Genomic DNA, 19180 nt, shown 5'->3' on the forward strand with positions numbered 1-19180 from the left:
TTAGACATTCTTTCCAAACCGTTATTAACGGGAAAAGACTGCTCTCTTCGAGTAGTCTTTTTTTGTGCTTCCAGCTGTGTTCAATTAGAAAGGAAGCGAAAAATCATGATATGTACAATACAAGAAATTAGCAAAATGCTCGGTGGTAATATCATATTTGAAGAACTATCGTTAGCCATAAAAACGGGTGACAAATTAGGTGTTGTTGGACGAAATGGCTCGGGAAAAACCACTTTGTTTACATTGCTTGCAGGAATTGAAACACCTGATTTAGGCAGTATTCATTTTAAAAAAGGCACAAAAATCGGCTACCTAGCTCAAATTCCTTCTTATTCAGAAGCAATAACAGGGCATGATGTGTTGTTGATGGCATTTGAAGAGTTAGTCAATCTTCAGCAAAAAATGACTCTGTTAGAAGAGAAAATGGCACTAGCAAACCCGGGTGAGTTGGAAAGACTTTTGAAACAATATGGGGATATTCAAGAAGAGTTCACGCTTCGGGATGGTTACTCGATGGACTCGGAACTTGATAAGGTAGTGCAAGGGTTGCAGTTAACATCGTTTGTTGGCCGATCATTTACCAGTTTAAGTGGAGGCGAACAAACGAAAATCATGCTCGGTAAATTATTGTTAACAAAACCAGATTTGTTGTTACTCGATGAACCAACAAATCATTTGGATTTATTTGCAGTTGAATGGCTTGAGCAATACTTGGCTGATTATGAAGGAACGGTCGTCATTATTTCGCATGACCGTTATTTTTTGGATCAAGTCGTTACGAAAGTAGCGGATCTTGAAGAAGGTGAATTGACGCTTTATCATGGCAATTATTCTTCTTTTGCCATACAAAAAGAAGAGCGCCTTATGCGTGAATTCCAAGAATTCGAAGAACAACAGAAAAAAATAAAGAAAATGAAAGAAGCGATTAAACGATTGCGACTTTGGGCAAATGAAGCGGTTCCACCAAATCCAGGCTTGCATAGACGTGCGCGTAATATGGAACGGGCATTAGAACGCATGGAAAAAGTGCGAAAACCTCTAGTAGACCCGAAAAAAATGACGTTAGCATTTGATGCTGCACCAAGGAGCGGGAAAGAAGTCGTCGTTATGGAAAATGTCTCAAAATCCTTCGGTGACAATTTGTTACTTCGTAATGCAAACTTTAATGTGTACTGGAAAGATCGAGTGGCAGTAGTCGGTCGTAATGGGACAGGGAAATCGACGATTTTGAAACTGTTGCGAGGCGAAGTGGCAGTGGACGAAGGTATAGCAAGATTAGGCAGCAATGTTCGGGTAGGATTTTTATCACAGCATTTTGAAATATCGAATCCGAAAGCACGATTAATCGACGCTTTTCGTGAAGAAGTATCCATGTTTGAAGGGGAAGCACGACATGTATTGGCACGTTTTATGTTTTATGGACCCGATGTATTTAAACGAGTGAGCGACTTAAGTGGTGGCGAGCGCATGCGTTTAAGGTTAGCTCAACTCATGTATCAAGACGTCAATTTGTTAATGCTTGATGAACCGACGAACCATTTAGACATTGATTCACGAGAAGTATTGGAAGAAGCGTTGGAAGACTTCCAAGGTACGATTTTAGCTGTATCTCATGATCGCTATTTTTTAAATAAATTATTCCCGCGAACGGCTTGGCTTGATCGAGGAGAATTGACCACATTCGAAGGTCCTTACGAATGGGCTCGAGGCAAATGGGATGAACTACAAGCTCGACATCAAGTGGAAGAAGTGAAGAGCGCTAAGCTTGTAGAAAAGGTTAAACCCCTACGTGTGAAGGAGATATTATCTCGACCAATCGAAGTAGAAATGGCAGATCTAGAAAATGCAATTTTAGAAATAACGAACCGCATAGAAAAAGAAGAGGATTGGGAAGTCTACGAACAGTTAGTTTGTGAAAAAGGGGAGCTAGACGAAAGACTTGAAGGATTGCTCGAACGATGGCTGGAGAGTTCATAATATTGGTAATGGTACGCAAGAGAAAACTCTTGCGTACTTTTTTTTTTGCAAAGTAAAGTTCACACGGAATTTATCTACATTAGGATGATTGTTAGCGATTCCAACTTGGACCACGATTTTTCCAACTTGGGGTTCAAATATTCCAACTTGACTCTGATTTTTTCCAACTTGGGCGTCAAGTATTCCAACTGAGCAACCGCTCACCAAGAAGTAACCCTTTTTTAAAAGGAAAAGCTATGCATTTTATAAAAATATTCGAAATGAATAAATAATTAGTGAATTGATGAAACAAAAATGTTTGTAGTCGGTCTAATGAAGTAACGAAGCAGTTGATGAAGGGGAGAGGGTAAGATGAGAAAGAGAAGTGTGTGGCTAATTATAGCAGCGGTGGTAGCTATGATTGTTTTATCTTTTGCATTTTTAATTGATAAAGTAACGGTAAGTGCCTCATCGATTGCACTGTCAGATCAGGGATGGAAGGCAAATTTCTCCGTTCCGGTAAAAGAATCTGCCATAGTAGACGGAACGATTTATTTGGTTGATCAGCAAGGAAACAAAATGAATGCTCGTTTAGAACTTACGAAAAACGGACGCTCTGTTGAAGTATCTGACCTTAAACCTGGTTCATATACTTTGCATATCGACCGGGATGCAATTCAAGGTGGATTTTTCAAATCGATGTCGACAAGTAAGTTATCTTTTACAGTTCACAAAGATTTGCAAACTGTAAAATCAAAAAAAGAACTAACAGATTACTTCAAAAAGTTACAGCAGCTAACGGCCACTAATTCTTTAGGTAGGGGAGATATTGCGACAGAAGAAAGTGTATCGTCTATGGATTCAAGTAGCAAATCTTCAGGATCTGGTAGTGGAGGAGAGGTAGCTTATTCGGAGACAAACAATCAAGTAGAAGGAGTAGACGAATCAGATATTGTGAAAATGGATGGCGAATTCATTTATGCAATAGTGAATGGTCGAGTCATCATAACAGATATCCGAAAACCTTCTGCAATGACAAAAATGGCAGAGCTTCCTTTTGAAGCAACATTTTATCCGTTACAGTTGTTTTTAACTGAAGACACATTAATAGTTTTGGGTGATAAACAAATTCCAAATGACTATTCTGACACAGCTGAAGAAGTTTCAAGTAAAATGATGATGCCTTATAACAGCTCGACAAATGTGCGATTTTACGATGTGAAAGATAAAAAGAATCCTAAACTAGTGCGAGAAATTGGTGCAGAAGGGTACTTAAATGGTGCTCGTAAAACGGACGACATATTGTATTTCGTAACTAATGTAATGCCAAACTATTGGGCGATGCAAGAGGATGGAGATGTAGAGCTTCGACCGTACACATTTGATAGTCAAAAAGATGATAAAGCTTCACCGATGTCTTACTCCGATTTAGCTATTCTTCCAGGCACATTAGAAGGAACATATAGTGTAATCACTGCCATGGATCTTAACAATCCAAAGGAGTCACAAGTTGTAACGAAAGGATTCCTTGGAGGAAGTAATGCCATGTACATGTCAAAAGAAGCATTGTATTTAACAGCACCGATTTATATACCTTCAAGTAAAAAAGACAAACAAACCTCTATCGACAGAATGTGGAGTCCACAAGAAACGAACACAGAAATCTTTAAATTCGGTTTGGATGGTACTGCGGTTAACTTTATTTCATCTGGCGAAGTGACAGGCATGCTACTTAATCAGTTCTCGATGGATGAACACAATGGTTACTTCAGAGTCGTGACCACCAAGGGAATTGCATGGGATAATGAAACGCCTTCTGAAAATAATTTATATATTATGGATGAAGGAATGAAACAAGTCGGCTCAATTGAAGGACTAGCGAAAGGTGAGCGAATTTACTCCGCCCGTTTTATGGGTGACAAAGCTTATATGGTCACGTTCAGAGAGACTGACCCGCTGTTCGTCATGGATGTGTCGAATCCCCAAAAGCCAAAAGTGTTAGGTGAATTGAAAATTCCAGGATTCAGTAATTACTTACATCCTCTTGATGAAAATCATTTAATTGGATTTGGATATGATACCAAATCAGTTCCAAATGAAAATGGAGGCGAACCAACAATTATGACTGGTGGCATGAAAATTTCCTTATTTGATGTCACTGACTTTGCTAATCCTATTGAAAAAGATGTGGAGATTATTGGAGGTCAAGGCACTTATAGTTCACTGCAACATGACCACAAAGCTTTATTCCAGTATCGTGAAAAAGGATTATTTGGTTTTCCAGTTACGATGTACGAAGGGACTAATAAAGAGGGCAATGGGAATTATGCTGGCGAAGGTGCCATGATGTATGAAATAACAGCTGGAAAAGGAATTCGACAAGTTGCAAACTTAATTAAGCAACCAAGCTCGGGCCAACTCTATGAGAATTGGGAACAATTAGTTCAGCGGATGGTATATGCAGACGATACCCTTTATACCATTTCAATGAAAGAAATGAAGAGTTATGATTTAACTACGTTTAAAGAGATTGGTGTTGTGGCATATTAAAAAGAAGGCAGAGCACTGTAGCGAATCGCTTAGTGGTCTGCTTTTTCGTGTGCTTCAATTGAAATGTGTTGGAAGGTTGTAACGTCAAACAACCCAGTATCGGTTAATTTAAGTGAAGGAATGACAGGTAAACTGAGAAAAGATAAGGTTAAAAATAAATGAAAATCGAGAGTTGGGTGAATACTATGCAACGCTTCATGCAACTCGAAAAGGGACTGAACAGCTTCATCTAAGGGCACTTGCGTCATCAAACCAGCAACGGGTAGAGGCAGTGACGCCAGTAAACGGCCTTCGTTTACAACGACTAATCCACCTTGGATATCTTGCAATGCTTGTATAGCTATCATCATATCCAAATCGTTTGTACCTAGAACAATTGCGTTATGTGAATCATGCGCAATAGTGGTGGCAACTGCACCTTGTTTTAGTCCAAAACCTTTCACAATGCCAAGGCCAATCGAGTGTATATGATGATGCCTTTCAATGACCGCTAATTTTAGTTGATCCAATTCTAAATTGGGAATGAATACACCATCCACTACATCAACGTCTTCTATCAATTTATTTGTAACTAGTTGATTTGGAATGATTTCAATAATTGTTGCTTTCGAACCTTTCGAAAATGGTATAGCTAAGTCATTTTTAGTTATCGTGGGCAAATGAACGGACTGGCTTATGCGAATTGAACATTTTTCTTGAGTAGGTGTAGTGTTCAACATAACACCTTGTTCAGCCACTTTGACACCTTTTTTCCATACAGCCGCTACATTAAAAGTTTCAAGGTCATCCAAAATAATAAAGTCTGCTTGAAAACCAGCTGCTAATGCACCTTTTCCTGATAGTCCGTAACATTCAGCGGCATTTAAGGTAGCTAATTGAATCGCTTGAAGTGGTTCCATACCTGCAGCGATAGCAAGGCGAATTGCGTGGTCAATGCTGCCTTCATCTACTAATTCATCTAAATGCTTATCATCTGTACAAAATAAGAATCTTCGCGCATTGTGTGAAGTAACTGCAGGAAGTAAGTCGATCAAATTTTTTGCTGCGGAGCCTTCTCGTATGAGTACATACATGCCTTGAGAGATACGGTCTCTAGCTTCATTAGCCGTTACACACTCATGGTCGGTTTGTATTCCTGCTGCACGATATCCACGAATCTGTTCCTTTTGTAAACCTGCACCATGACCATCAATTCGCAAGCCAGATTCTTGAGTCATTGCAATTTTTGTAAGCATCTTTTCATCTCCGCTTAGGACGGAGGGATAATCCATTACTTCAGCAAGTCCGAGGACACTTGGGTGTGATAAAAGTGGTTTCAAATCCATTGCTTCAAGCTTTGCTCCTGAATGTTCAAATGAAGTCGAAGGCACACTGGAAGGAAGCATGACATAAATATCCATAGGGCTTTTTTCTGCATCTTTTAACATGAACCTAATACCTTCAACACCTGCTACATTTGCGATTTCATGCGGATCTGTCACAACTGTTGTTACCCCGTGAGGCAGTAAAACATCGCCAAAAGCTGAGGGAGTCAACATTGATGATTCAATATGAATGTGACCATCAATTAAACCTGGTACGACGCAGCGTTCCATGGCGTCTTGTTCCTCAATACTTTCAAATGAGCCTGTGGTATCAATCGCAACAATCATACCGTCTGCCACAACTAAATCAGCAATCTTCCAAGTTAACAAAAAAACATCAGCCACACGTGCGTTTCGTAAAATAAAATCTGCTGGTTGATGTTGTTGAGATACCGCAATGCGTTTCTGTAGTTTTGATATTGCACTTTGCATGTTTTCTACTCCTTTTATTAAAATTGCTGGATCTGAGATGAAGCGCGAGAAATTAATCACATGTGAATTTGACTAGGTTAATTGTACATTTCAACTGCAAGGTTGAATAGTAGTAAATGTACGTATGTTCAGTCTTATTTCTCTAAGTGGTAATCAATGAATACCTTACATACCATAGGTTTTGATTAGAATAATAATTTCAAACAATATTTGTTATTTGTGCTGAATTTAGTTAAGATTGTGCAAAGGTGATATGTGAGAGGAGTGGACAAATACGTGCTAAATGAGAAGAATGATTTGGCAATTGATTGTTGTCTGCTTGCAGGTCGACTGATGATTGAAAGTGGTGCTGAGACCTACCGTGTTGAGGATACGATGACACGTATGGCAATCTCTCAAGGCCTAATTGGTACACAAAGCTTTGTAACGCCCACAGGCATCATGTTTTCACTTGGAAAAGACGGATCGACACGGATGATGTCTATCAAAGAACGTTGGACAGATTTAGAGAAAATCGCATTAGTTAATCAAGTATCAAGAAGACTAACTACAAACGAACTTACTATAGAAGAAGCGTATGAAGAATTGCAGAGAGTTGCTAGTGCTAACTTGATGTTTCCTTTTATCTGGCAGTTAATTGCTGCTGCTGTCGCAAGTGGTTCCTTCCTCATATTATTCAAAGGTACGTGGTGGGATGTACCTGCGGCAACAATTGCTGGCGGTACGGGATTTGTTGTGGTTACATTAATTCACGAATTAACACGCGTTAAATTTTTTGCGGAGTTTATTGCAGCCTCGGTAGTTGGAAGCATTGCTTTTCTTGCTATTTTAGGGAATTTGGGAACAGATTTAAACACCATTATTATAAGTGGTGTTATGCCCTTGGTACCAGGGTTACTGATTACCAATGCAGTTCGGGATCTTATGGCCGGACACTTTGTATCAGGCGTATCGAAAGGTGCAGAAGCGTTATTAACAGCTTTTGCAATTGGTGCAGGTGTTGCACTCGTACTATCATTTTAGGAGGAGTGACAACATGACTTGGATTGTTCAAGGGATTTTAAGTTTCATCATCGCCATCTCATTTGCCATTATTTTTAATGCACCGAGGAAAAAACTCGTGGCTTGTGGAGTGGTTGGGATGAGTGGATGGCTCATTTTTAGTGGCTYTACATTAGTGTCAGGCGATTCCGTTCAAGCATCATTCGCAGGTGCATTCATGGTGGCACTAGCTGCACATATTTTATCTAAGCGGTTTAGAATGCCGATGATTATTTTCAGTGTACCAGGAATCATTTTGTTAGTGCCAGGTGGTCTCGCTTATAATGCGATGCGCAACATTGTTGAAAATGACTATTTAACAGCTATTGGATTTGCGTCAAAGGCATTCATGACGTCGGGTGCCATTGCCATGGGATTGGTATTTGCAGAAGTTTTGATGCAATTGATTTTTAGATATTTACGCAAAAGAAAGACGGCTACTCATATAACTTGAGGAGTCGTCTTTTTTATGTTCATATGTCTAATGCGTACTTCCTAGAGTTTTTCAATTTCACTAGCAGGTACTGGATGGCTAACAAAGAATCCTTGAATTGCGTCGCAACCAAGCTTATTTAACAAATCGTATTGTTCTTTAGTTTCTACGCCTTCAGCTAATACGCGTATTTTCATCGATTTACCAAATTGAATCATTCCATAAACAAGTTTTTGCAGTTTTTCTTGTTTCAAAATACCGGAGATAAATGATTGATCAATTTTAAGTTCAGTAATCGGTAATAATTGCATGTAACGGAACGAAGCATATCCTGTCCCGAAATCATCGAGAACAAATACAATTCCATCTGCTTGGAGTTGTAACATCTGCCGAATAATCGATTGTTCAGACTCTGCTTCTAGTGCGAATTTTTCTGTAATTTCAATTTGCAGAAGGTGAGCAGGGCAGTCGAATTTCTCTAATGTTTGACGAATTTTTTTCACCATATTCTTATCACGAAACTCGCGAATAGAGGAGTTCACACTGACTTTCATAGGATTTCCGCTTTTCGCCCATTTAGCAGCTTGTTCACAGGCTTTTTCTAACATAAAGCTTCCGATATCATGAATCATTCCTGTTTCTTCTGCAATAGGAATTAGTTCATTTGGTGAAACAGTGCCAAGTACAGCGTCTTCCCAGCGGACTAAAGCTTCTACAGCATCTATTTTACCAGTAGATAAATCAACTTGAGGTTGATACATAACTGATAAATCCTTTTGATGTAATGCTTCAATTAGTCGTTTTTCAATCATGGCTTTTTTACTTAAAGCGACATGATTTGCTTTTGACAGGCTGACAATATTCCCGCCGCCTTCTTGTTTTACTTTATAAATAGTTGCCTTCGAAGCTTTCATCAGATGTGAAAAAGTCGATTGATCCTCAGGAACTCGTGTAATACCACCACTAATCGAAATTGGAATGGCTTTATTGCGAATGTATATCGGATGTTGTTTCAAATAGCTTAGAAATCCTTGGATAAACCAATCGCTAAGTGGAGTCAATACTACAAATTCATCTTCACCAACTCGCGCGATGTCACTATCCTGAAAATACATTTTAAGACGCTTTGCAAATTCAAGTAATAACGTCGTTTCTGACTCTTCATCATGCATGTCTTTTAAAGTGTAAAACTTATCAATATCTAAAAATATAAAAGAAAAATGTCGTTGTTCAGCAATTAAACTTGAGACGATATTTTCTAGACGATGCCTATTCATTAACCCTGTTTCAGGATCTACATAGGCAATCTGCTCCAGATGCATTTGCAGACGTTTCTTTTCAGTAATGTCTTTTTCTAAAATGGTGAAGTATATAGGGTCATCACTTGTTGTTAGCACTGGAATGGCCGTCATATCAACCCAATAAGTTTCACCATCTTTGGTTAGTTTTTCAACAGATCCTTGCCATACGCGATTACTTTGTAACTCATACCAAATTTGGTTAACCAATGTTTCAGCAGACTCTTCAGGGAAAAGCTGCCAAAATGTCTTGCCAATTACACGTTTAGGCGTCCATTTACTTGATTTTAAAAATAACGGATTTGCATATGTAATTAAGCCATCCTTATCTAAATAGGTGACCATAAATGTTTCTTCTAGTCCCACCTTAAAACTCGCTAACTCTTGCTCTATTTTTGTTTGATCTTTCCTTTGTATGTTGTCAACTTCAAACGCAAACATTACATACTGTTCCTTGCCGATAGCCATCGAATGTAAAACAGCCGATGTGTGGAAAGATTCTCCCTGTTTGGATGGAAGAATGAAATTTGCAAATCGAATAGATTCATTACTATTAAGTACTTGATTCCAAGTTGATGGATCGATAGCTGAACGTTCTTCGTCTTTGAAAGGATAAAATTTACCAATGATTTCATCAGCAGAATAGCCAAATGTTCTCTCAGCCACTTCATTCCACCAAAGTACCGTTGCGTCCTTAGCAGTCAGCATCATTGGAAGAGAAACGTGATCTAATACACTGCTGCCGCTCTCCAATAGTTGTTGCATACCTTTCATTTCGCAGGACTCCTTGTATTTAATCTATCTTCCATTATAGAGAAATCTTAACATCAAGTCACCAAAATAAAAAATGTTTATTCTGAAAAATAAAGAAGATTACCAACTTTTGATTTTACTGGTAATGAAATGTTCGTAAATTGTACATTGAATTCATTCAGAAGAATAGTAAGATGAAATGAGTTTAGTAGAAAAGTGGGTGCGTAAATGATTCGAGCAAAAGGAATTGTGTTAATCATTTCAGGGGCAATGTTGTGGGGGGCCACGGGTCCATTAATAGAATGGATATTATCGAACTCCGAGTTATCTGTTCCATTTATGTTAACGATTAGACTCCTTGTTGCAGGATTTGGTTTACTTGCATTTTTGAAAATAAAAGGTACACCTTTAAAGCCTATATGGCATCATTCGTATTGGTTCAGAAAACTAATCATCTTCGCATTATTTGGTATGCTAGGAGTTCAATATGCATTCGTAGCTGCAATTGAAGCAAGCGATGCAGTAGTAGCCACATTGCTTCAGTTTCTAGCACCAATTTTCGTTGTGATTTTCGTGTCATGGGGCTTAAAGAAATGGCCACCTATGTATCAGTTGTTTGGAATTATTGGCACATTGTTCGGCCTGTTTTTGTTATTAACAAACGGATCTTTCACTAATCTATTGTTGAGTCCAGTAGCGCTTGTGTGGGGAATTGCTGTCGGTTTAAGTTTCGCATTTTACACATTGTACCCAGGGTCTCTTATGAAAGAGTGGGGAGTATTGTTAGTAGTCGGCTGGTCCATGCTTATAGGTGGAGCGGTATTAGGGATTATAACTCGAGTGTGGCAATCAGACGAATGGTCCCTTTTATTAAACTGGAAATTATCGATTCTATTATTAACAGTCATTGTTATTGGGACAGTGGCATTTGTTTTATTCTTGAGCAGTATGAGATACATAAGTGCGATTGAAACAAGCATTTTATCGAGCATGGAGCCACTAACCGCGATGGTGATATCAGTAATTTGGCTGCAACAAGTGCTAGGTAAATGGCAACTAGTTGGCGCACTCGTAATGTTAGTATGCGTTACTTGGTTATCCATTGCTGGAGAGAAGAAACAAAAGGTTAGTTAAACATGTGACGCCTATTCTTTCAGGAATAGGTGTTTTTTTGTGATGGTTATTTCCCAAATCAGATAAAGTGCTATTTTAATTACAACTAAATTCACGACCCCAAGAATTTTCCTTATCAAGAACATTTCAGCAAAACGAATGATACCTTTAACGCTCTCGTTGTGGCATAATAGTGAACAATCAGATTATTAATTCGTTTAACGAAGAAGTTTCAGGAGGGCATCACGTGAAAACCGTATTTTCCTATGTTAAACCATATAAATGGCCAATTGCTATCGCTCTTTTCCTAATGCTAATTGAGCTTTCCGTCGAGCTTATTCAACCACTCATCATCGCAAAAATTATTGATGATGGCATCATGAAAGGAGATGTGTCTGTTATTTGGACGTGGGGAGGGGTCATGATGCTTATGGCCATTATAGCCTTCTTATCCGGAGCTACGAACTCTTTCTTTGCTTCACATGCGTCACAAAGTTTTGGTTTTGATGTAAGAACTGCTTTGTTTAAACAAGTGCAACAGTTTACTGTAGCTACGTTCACGAAATTTCCAACAGCTGGTTTAATCACTAGATTAACGAGCGATGTAACAATGGTTCAAAACGTGCTCTTTATGAGTTTACGCATCATGTTACGCGCCCCATTACTCGTTATTGGCAGTGTGATTATGGCGTTTATCGTCAATGCGTACCTCGCTATTTTCTTGGTTATTGGAGCTCCGTTCCTCATCTTTTTCTTATATTTCATGGTTAAGAAAGGTGTTAGCTACTTTGCGTTAGTTCAAGTTCGACTTGATCGTGTGAACCGAGTGCTTCAAGAAAATTTACAAGCGGTCCGGTTAGTCAAAGCTTATCTACGCGGTCAGTTTGAGTCGTCGCGTTTCGAAAAAGTATCCAACTTGTTGAAAATGGATACAGTGAAAGCCCTACGAGTCATGGAAATCATTTTGCCATTATTATTGTTAGTCATGAACATCAGTTTACTTGCCGTATTATGGTTTGGTGCATCTGAAATCAAATCAAACAATGCTCAAATTGGTGAGTTAGTAGCAATCGTCAACTATGCTCTGCGTATGACAGGCGCTTTCTCTATGTTCTCCTTTATCATTATGGCCATTGCACGTGCAAAAGCTTCTGCTGAACGTATGGAAGAAGTATTACTGGTCAATAAAGGACTTGAACGGGATGAAGAGACAGGGAAAATGCTCGGTGCTGCTGAAGGTGAAATCAGCTTTCATAATGTTACGTTCTCCTACCCTAATTCGCCAGAACCAGTGTTGAAAAATATCTCATTTGACGTTAAATCGGGCGAAAAACTAGCTATCATGGGCGCTACCGGAGCCGGGAAATCCACTTTGTTGCAACTCATACCTCGGTTCTTTGAAGCTTCTGCTGGTTCAGTAAAAGTAGATGGGAAAGACGTAAAAAAGTGGTCGTTGGATCAGTTAAGGCAAGCCATTGGACTTGTTCCTCAACAGTCACTGTTATTTACAGGGAGCATTTATCAAAACTTAGCATGGGGTAAAATCGAGGCATCAACTGAGGAATTGCAACATGCTGCTAAACAAGCTCAAATCCATACATCAATCGAACAGTTCGCAAAAGGATATGACACACGAGTAGGACAAAAAGGTGTGAATTTATCTGGTGGGCAAAAACAACGACTATCAATCGCTCGGGCATTGGTGCGAAAACCGGAAATCTTATTGCTCGATGACAGTACAAGTGCTTTAGATGTGAAGACCGAAGCGGCGCTATGGGAAGCATTGGATAAAGAAGAAGCTACAATGCTTGTTGTGACTCAAAAGATTCGGACAGCAAAAGGTGCCGACCGAGTGTTGTTACTAGACAATGGTGAAATCGCTGCTTATGGCTCGCATGAAGAATTACTCCACACTTCCGATTTATATCGTCAAATTGCAGAGTCTCAACAAGAACAGGAGGTGTCTGCGCATGAGACAGATTCCATTTAAACCATTCGGCTACGAGCCTGTTTTGACAAAAGAAGATATTACTCCTGTGAAAAAGAAAAAAGGGGAACGCGCTGGGGATTGGCAGGGGGTGTTAAAACGCATTTGGCACCTTGTGGATGAGCAACGTGCTCTATTAGTCACCGTCCTTTTACTTGTATTTGTCAGTTCAGCACTAGCACTGATTGGACCATTCTTACTCGGTAAAATTATTGACGAATACATTGTGCCAGGTAAATTTGTCGGCTTACAAACGATGATTTATTGGCTAATCGGGATCTATTTCTTCCTATCCCTGACGATGTTTTTGCAAAACTATTGGATGATTGGTATCGCCCAACAAACCATTTACAGAATGAGAACTAATTTATTCTCTCATTTCCAAAAATTATCCGTGTCATTTTTTGATAAACGACAACATGGAGAACTGATGAGCCGAGTAACAAACGATATTGAAAATGTCAGTGCCACGTTAAATAGTTCATTTATCCAAGTGTTCTCAAGTATATTAACGTTAACCGGAACCGTGATTGTCATGCTTATGCTTAGCCCGCTGCTAACGCTTTTGACGATGACCATCATTCCTATCATGTTTTACTCCATGCGTTGGATTACGAGAAGAACGGGGAAACTTTTTAAAGAACAACAACAAGCAGTTGGTGACTTAAACGGAATGATTGAAGAAACCATTTCAGGACAACGAATTGTCAAAGCCTTTTCACAAGAAGATAGGGTAACGGATGAATTTATTGTGAAAAGTGAACGTCTACGAAGAACAGGATTTTGGGCGTTAACTTATTCAGGTTTCATCCCGAAAGTTATGAACATGTTAAATAACGCTAGTTTTGCGATTGTGGCAGGAGTCGGGGGCTTGCTTGCGTTATATGGTCATGTGACAATCGGAACCATTGTCATATTCTCTGAGTATGCGCGTCAATTTACACGCCCTTTGAACGATTTAGCCAACCAATTTAACACGGTGTTATCAGCAATTGCTGGAGCGGAGCGAGTATTCTCTATTATGGATGAAGAGATTGAAAAAGATGAAGCTACTTCGGAACAGAACACTGTATTAAAAGGCAAAGTTGAATTTGATAAGGTGTCCTTTAAATACGAACAATCAGATGATGACCATACCATTCGCAATGTCAGCTTCACCTTGAAACCTGGCGAAACTGCAGCACTTGTTGGCGCAACAGGCGCAGGAAAAACAACCATTATGCAATTGCTCGCTCGTTTTTACGAAACCAATGAAGGCCAAATTCGGATTGATGATATCCCTATACATGAATTGCCTCGACAGACCTTACGTAGTCAAATTGCTTTTGTTCTACAAGATCCATTTTTATTTGAAGCTACTGTAAAAGATAACATTCGCTACGGTAGATTAAATGCAACAGATGAAGAAATAATGGACGCCGCAAAACAAGCGAATGCCCATGACTTTATTGAAAAATTGCCTGAAGGGTATGACACCGTTTTAACCGCAGACGGTGGAGAAATCAGTCAAGGACAAAAACAGTTGCTATCAATCGCACGAGCTCTCGTTGCAGACCCGGTTATTTTATTATTAGATGAGGCAACGAGTAGCATCGATACGGTAACAGAAATGAAGATACAAGAAGCATTGGAACGATTAATGGAAGGACGTACAAGTTTTGTTATCGCCCATCGTTTAAATACGGTCAGACAAGCAGACGTCGTCTATGTTATGGACCAAGGGCAACTAATGGAATCAGGCAGTCAACAAGAACTCATTACCCAAAAAGGTTTGTATTACCAGATGTTGAACGAAGCAAAAGTATAAAAAGAAGCTGAGCCTCAAAAACGAGGTTCAGCTACTTTTAGTTAATGAGTGGTTTAGTTGTAGTAGGTTTAGGAGCTTTGCGTTTTTTCGGTGAAAATCCTCCAAGAAATAATTTGCCGTGCGGAACCAGCTTTTGGATGATGATTGAAGCAACGATTGGAACAACTAATCCAAAGGCAGTAAATCCAATGATGCCATAATTGAAGTAATCGTTTAACACAATATCAGTAAAGATGTGTAGATACATGATAGAAATGGAATGCTTTTCGATTTTCTGTAACCATTTTAACGACATACGTGATGCAATGAACTGAAATACCCCGACAAAAACTAGAGTCATGGACAGCGGAATAACTAAATCTAATATGAGGTGATCATAGCGTAAGAATTTCATACTTAAGTGATAATCAATCACTTTAAACCAATCAAGTGAAATAGCTGTACCACTGACAATCAAGCCAGTAATTAACCAAGGTTTTGTGACATTCTGCCAAATGTTTTTCATATAATATCCGAGTGAGAAGTAAACAACTGCCATAAGTGCCACGTCTATATTCCAAATCATCGGGATTGTTTGAGAAGCTTCATCAGGCGCACCGCCGACAACTCGCATCACAAACAAACTCTCTAAATGAGCAATCAGATAAAAGACAACCAATATCGCAATTTGTTTTGCACGATTAAAGTATTTTGTCATCCAAATAAAGAATAAGTAAGTAAAGAACAAAGTAGTTACGAACCAGAATACACCATAAGCACCTCGTGCAAAGCGACCTCCGATTACTAGTGTCCATAAATCATTCAAATACCAAGAAACATCCAAATTTCCTGATCCAATTTCCATACCGAAACGAATCACTGTAATTGTTACAAGAAAAAATAAATATGGTACGATTAACTGCATAAAGCGTTTGTGTATGGCTTGTCTTGTAAGCCCTTTTTCTAAAATAGGTTTAAAAAACATCCCACTCAAAATGAAGAAAGCAGGCATGTGGAACCAATAAATATATTTCGCAAGAGGGAAATCAAGTTGCCCAGGGTAGTGACCGATAACGACAAGAATCATAAGAAATCCTTTAGTAACGTCCACCCAAGATAAACGTTTTTTCTCCATGACTAGCTCCTCCAATTATTCAAACTGATGTAAGTATATATCCGTTTAATAGTGGAAATAAACACTTGTTACTGAAATGAAATACAATAGACACAGCAATGAAAGAAAGGTGGAAATACTTGTGGACATTACCATATTGACAGTTTCGTTCCCTTTGGATGTTGAAACATCTAGTGAAATTCAGGCATTAGTTAGAAAAAGTGAAGCATTAGAAAGCATTAATTATGATCAAGTATTAAATCTTCCTGTCATTACAGACCCACTGTCAAAGGGCTTCGCGGTTCTTGCGTACGCGGGTGACGAGGTATTAGGGGTCATTACAGCAGTAGATATGATCGGTATTCATTCGTATGAATGGAGTGCTCTAGTACATCATGATTTCCGAAGACAAGGACTCGGACATGCGTTAATACTAGAATTACAACGAAACTTTGAAGTTCGCGGATGTGAAAGTGAACTCGCTCTTACTATTAAAGAATCACATACAGGCGCTGCTTTTTTACTGAAAGAAGGCTACGAATGGAACTTTTCTGAAGCTACATTAAAATCGGAAAATAGAACAGTCGCATTAAATCCAGAAGTGGATATTGTCCCATTCACATCGGAAAGACAAGACCTAACACGAATCCTAATGAGTGCTTTTGGTGACACCGAAGATGAGGTCCACACAATGATAGAGTTTAATGTGTCAAATCCATCTAGACATGTCTTTGTTGCCAAAAAGCAAGGGGAAGTCGTTGGTACAGTTACCGCTGTTGAAGAACGAGACACACTATGGATAACAGCATTAGCTACGAATCCATCACATCAAGGACAAGGTATAGGGTCCGCGCTACTAGCTTTTGTCCAAGAAGAAGGATTCCGAAAAGGCAGTGAAGAAGTGATGCTAGATGTCGAAATAGACAATGACAAAGCATTATCTGTATATGAAAAAGCTGGATTTAAACCAGTTTTACAAGTTGATTATTACGTAAAAACTCCCACAACCATTTGATAGGTTGCGGGAGTTTTTCCTGTAGTGAGCATGTAAATCGATGTGTGTCTTTTCCGAGAGGATTGGTGTTCATCTCCAGGCGAATGGATGGAAACCTCCAGTGAGTGGTTGGAAACACATGTTGAGTGGTCAGAAACCTCCAGTGAGTGTTCGAAATCACAAACTGAGTGAGAAGAAACCAACTCTGAGTGGTTGGAAATTAAAATGAAGGATGAAATACTGAAATTGAGTAGGAGAAACATCATTAAGGAAAGTTAGATTGAAGTTAGTCTGTCTTCCTCGAGAGGATTGGTGTCCATCTCCAGGCGAATGGATGGAAACCTCCAATGAGTGGTTGGAAATACATGTTGAGTGGGCGGAAACCTCCAGTGAGTGCTCGAAAACACAAACTGAGTGAGAGGAATCTCATTCTGAATGGTCGAAAACAAAAAACGTTTCTTCACAATGGAAGAAACGTTAACTGAAACAATCTTAGGGCAATAAAAAGTAATCGCGTGTCGGTGCAATTAAGTGCAGTTCATGCATCGGTCTTGTCATGGCGACGTACAGCAACTTACAGTCGATTGAATGTTGTCGGAAAGGTGTATTAAGCGCTACGATTAATACCGCATCAAACTCTAAGCCTTTTGCTAAATGACTAGGAACTATGAGTAACTTTTTCTGGTCAATATCTGAATGATCACTAAGCAATTGAATAGAAAGGAAATCTTCGAGTTGTCTGGCGATTGACTTTGCTTCAGTGGTCGTCTTGCAAATAAGTGCAATAGAATGGTGGCCACGACTACGTATTTCCTGTAGTAGTGTAACGATTCGTTGACCATCCAGTGTCGTCATTTCATAAAATTGTGGGTCTTTGCCATGACGAACAACAGGTTCAACTAAAGGTAAATCCTCATCCATTTGCTGCAAGATACCGTTGGCCATATCCATAATTTCAATGGTCGTCCGATAACTTTTTTGAAGCGTTTTATATGTAGCTCTTGGGAATAATTCAACGACTGGATCCCAGGAAGTAAGTGCTCGGTAACTGTGTATACCTTGCGCTAAGTCGCCTACCATCGTGAACATGTCCGTTTCTAAGCCTTCTTTCAAAGCAACGAGTTGAAAAATACTGTAATCTTGCACTTCGTCTATAAAAACTACACGCATTTTCCATTCATCAGGTATACCTTTTAGTCGAGCATGCATGTAATAAAGAGGTGCTAAATCTTCAACTTCCCACGATTCAACTGAATTCGATTGAAGGAAAGCGAGTCTTTGTTCGGCAGACCAGTGCTGTGTATGATTGTTAATTAAGTTTTCATTCGTTACAAATGAACGATACATCTTTTTAATGTTCGCCTTCTTAAATCGTCTTAGATAAGAAGAAGCAGTCGTTTTTGATTCTCTTTCAATCAAGGGAATCCGCCGATCACGTTCATCAATAAACTTCGTTACTTCCGATTTGCGTTTTGCTGCATCACGAATCCCATTTAATGCTCGATCTAGTGCATCATCGTATTTTTTATTTAACATTAAGAGAATCTCTTTTTTCTTTTGACGGACGTGAGATTGTAAAATCACTTTGATGCGTTCTAATCGTTTTTCTATCGGCATATATGCAAAGTCATGAAGAAATAGTTTTTTTAATCTTGAACCGTGCATAATTCTATACCTTTCAATGAAAATATCTTCAAATTGATTTGCAACCGATTTCTCGTATTGTTTGAGGAAGGCATCTATTAATTCTTTGTAAAAAAGTGAACCTTTCATTTGAGATTGCCACAGCATCATTTCGTCTGGCTGATCTTGTTCAGTCAAAGAGGCTAACTTCAAATTAGAATCTTTTAGTTTCACTTTAATACTAGTTGCTTGTAAGACATATTCTTCGTAGGTGGTTTGGCAAATTTTGCTTACCCCGAGTTCTGGTAAAACATCCGCTATATAGTCCATAAACAATTTGGATGGAGCTAAAATCATTAATTTCTCAGCAGGAAAATGTTCGCCCATCGTATAGAGGAAATACGAAATACGATGGAGAGCAATCGTCGTTTTTCCACTACCAGCTGCACCTTGTACAAGAATAGGTTGTTTTAAATGGGCACGAATGATTTCATTTTGCTCTGCTTGAATGGTCGATACAATTTCAGTTAAGCGGACATCTGCTTTTCCAGATAGGGCTTCTTGCAGTAGCTCATCATTGGTCGTTAAATCAATGTCACGAACGGATTGTAACTCGCCTTGTTCAATCGTATATTGACGCTTTGAAAATAGATGTCCTGAAAAAGTGTCTTCTCGAACATCATATTCAATATCACCGAGGCGTCCATCGTAATACACATTCGCGACGGGTGAGCGC

At 39.1% G+C, this 19180-nt stretch carries 12 protein-coding genes; 8 read left to right on the top strand and 4 right to left on the bottom strand.

Annotated elements, in window-relative coordinates; genetic code table 11:
- Positions 1 to 105 precede the first annotated feature (105 nt).
- Together abc-f and AC1DOS_RS01620 are read left to right on the top strand one after the other, a co-directional pair.
- Complete coding sequence (gene abc-f, locus AC1DOS_RS01615; RefSeq protein WP_477536153.1) at positions 106 to 1977, top strand: ribosomal protection-like ABC-F family protein; 1872 nt, start codon at positions 106 to 108, stop codon at positions 1975 to 1977.
- Between the two features lie 351 nt (positions 1978 to 2328).
- Positions 2329 to 4506, top strand: coding sequence for a beta-propeller domain-containing protein (locus AC1DOS_RS01620; RefSeq protein WP_477536154.1), 2178 nt, complete (start codon positions 2329 to 2331; stop codon positions 4504 to 4506).
- A gap of 29 nt (positions 4507 to 4535) precedes the next feature.
- Here the strand turns inward: AC1DOS_RS01620 and ade are convergent, their stop codons facing one another.
- Entirely contained in the window at positions 4536 to 6302 is a 1767-nt protein-coding gene (ade, locus tag AC1DOS_RS01625; RefSeq protein WP_477536155.1) for an adenine deaminase, read from the bottom strand.
- Positions 6303 to 6578: 276 nt separating this feature from the next.
- Here ade and AC1DOS_RS01630 point away from each other — a divergent pair, with 276 nt between their 5' ends.
- Both AC1DOS_RS01630 and AC1DOS_RS01635 read left to right on the top strand, forming a co-directional pair.
- On the top strand, positions 6579 to 7325 hold the full coding sequence (locus AC1DOS_RS01630) for a threonine/serine exporter family protein (protein WP_477536156.1): 747 nt from the start codon (positions 6579 to 6581) through the stop codon (positions 7323 to 7325).
- A 13-nt stretch (positions 7326 to 7338) separates the two neighbouring features.
- Positions 7339 to 7797 carry a threonine/serine exporter family protein gene (locus AC1DOS_RS01635; protein ID WP_477536157.1) on the top strand — a complete coding sequence of 153 codons (459 nt, stop codon included), beginning with the start codon at positions 7339 to 7341 and terminating at the stop codon, positions 7795 to 7797.
- A gap of 41 nt (positions 7798 to 7838) precedes the next feature.
- On the opposite strand, the gene AC1DOS_RS01640 is transcribed toward AC1DOS_RS01635, so the two are convergent.
- Positions 7839 to 9848 carry a sensor domain-containing protein gene (locus AC1DOS_RS01640; RefSeq protein WP_477536158.1) on the bottom strand — a complete coding sequence of 670 codons (2010 nt, stop codon included), beginning with the start codon at positions 9846 to 9848 and terminating at the stop codon, positions 7839 to 7841.
- A 207-nt stretch (positions 9849 to 10055) separates the two neighbouring features.
- On the opposite strand from AC1DOS_RS01640, the gene AC1DOS_RS01645 reads away from it, so the two are divergent.
- The 3 genes from AC1DOS_RS01645 (at position 10056) to AC1DOS_RS01655 (ending at position 14734) form a co-directional block, all read left to right on the top strand.
- Entirely contained in the window at positions 10056 to 10961 is a 906-nt protein-coding gene (locus AC1DOS_RS01645) for a DMT family transporter (RefSeq protein ID WP_477536159.1), read from the top strand.
- 226 nt (positions 10962 to 11187) lie between these two features.
- Positions 11188 to 12930 (top strand): ABC transporter ATP-binding protein, encoded by a 1743-nt coding sequence (locus AC1DOS_RS01650; RefSeq protein WP_477536160.1) that lies wholly within the window; start codon positions 11188 to 11190, stop codon positions 12928 to 12930.
- Positions 12911 to 14734 carry an ABC transporter ATP-binding protein gene (locus tag AC1DOS_RS01655; RefSeq protein WP_477536161.1) on the top strand — a complete coding sequence of 608 codons (1824 nt, stop codon included), beginning with the start codon at positions 12911 to 12913 and terminating at the stop codon, positions 14732 to 14734. The genes AC1DOS_RS01650 and AC1DOS_RS01655 overlap by 20 nt, the downstream gene beginning before the upstream one ends.
- A gap of 37 nt (positions 14735 to 14771) precedes the next feature.
- Here the strand turns inward: AC1DOS_RS01655 and AC1DOS_RS01660 are convergent, their stop codons facing one another.
- The gene (locus AC1DOS_RS01660) at positions 14772 to 15848 is read right to left on the bottom strand and encodes an acyltransferase family protein (RefSeq protein WP_477536162.1); all 1077 of its coding nucleotides are present in this window, start codon (positions 15846 to 15848) and stop codon (positions 14772 to 14774) included.
- Between the two features lie 121 nt (positions 15849 to 15969).
- Between AC1DOS_RS01660 and AC1DOS_RS01665 the strand changes: the two genes are divergently transcribed.
- Positions 15970 to 16842, top strand: a complete 873-nt coding sequence (locus AC1DOS_RS01665) for a GNAT family N-acetyltransferase (protein WP_477536163.1) — start codon at positions 15970 to 15972, stop codon at positions 16840 to 16842.
- 471 nt (positions 16843 to 17313) lie between these two features.
- On the opposite strand, the gene AC1DOS_RS01670 is transcribed toward AC1DOS_RS01665, so the two are convergent.
- Positions 17314 to 19180 (bottom strand): HelD family protein (locus AC1DOS_RS01670; protein WP_477536164.1); only part of this gene is annotated, 1867 nt, incomplete at its 5' end.

Source organism: Paenisporosarcina sp. P5_A11, assembly GCF_056400705.1.

What these genes read in the sequence shown, in the direction of transcription:
- abc-f (WP_477536153.1), top strand. Translation starts at nt 106, where the DNA reads ATGATATGTACAATACAAGAAATTAGCAAAATGCTCGGTGGTAATATC.
- AC1DOS_RS01620 (WP_477536154.1), top strand. Translation starts at nt 2,329, where the DNA reads ATGAGAAAGAGAAGTGTGTGGCTAATTATAGCAGCGGTGGTAGCTATG.
- ade (WP_477536155.1), bottom strand. Translation starts at nt 6,302, where the DNA reads ATGCAAAGTGCAATATCAAAACTACAGAAACGCATTGCGGTATCTCAA.
- AC1DOS_RS01640 (WP_477536158.1), bottom strand. Translation starts at nt 9,848, where the DNA reads ATGAAAGGTATGCAACAACTATTGGAGAGCGGCAGCAGTGTATTAGAT.
- AC1DOS_RS01645 (WP_477536159.1), top strand. Translation starts at nt 10,056, where the DNA reads ATGATTCGAGCAAAAGGAATTGTGTTAATCATTTCAGGGGCAATGTTG.
- AC1DOS_RS01655 (WP_477536161.1), top strand. Translation starts at nt 12,911, where the DNA reads ATGAGACAGATTCCATTTAAACCATTCGGCTACGAGCCTGTTTTGACA.
- AC1DOS_RS01660 (WP_477536162.1), bottom strand. Translation starts at nt 15,848, where the DNA reads ATGGAGAAAAAACGTTTATCTTGGGTGGACGTTACTAAAGGATTTCTT.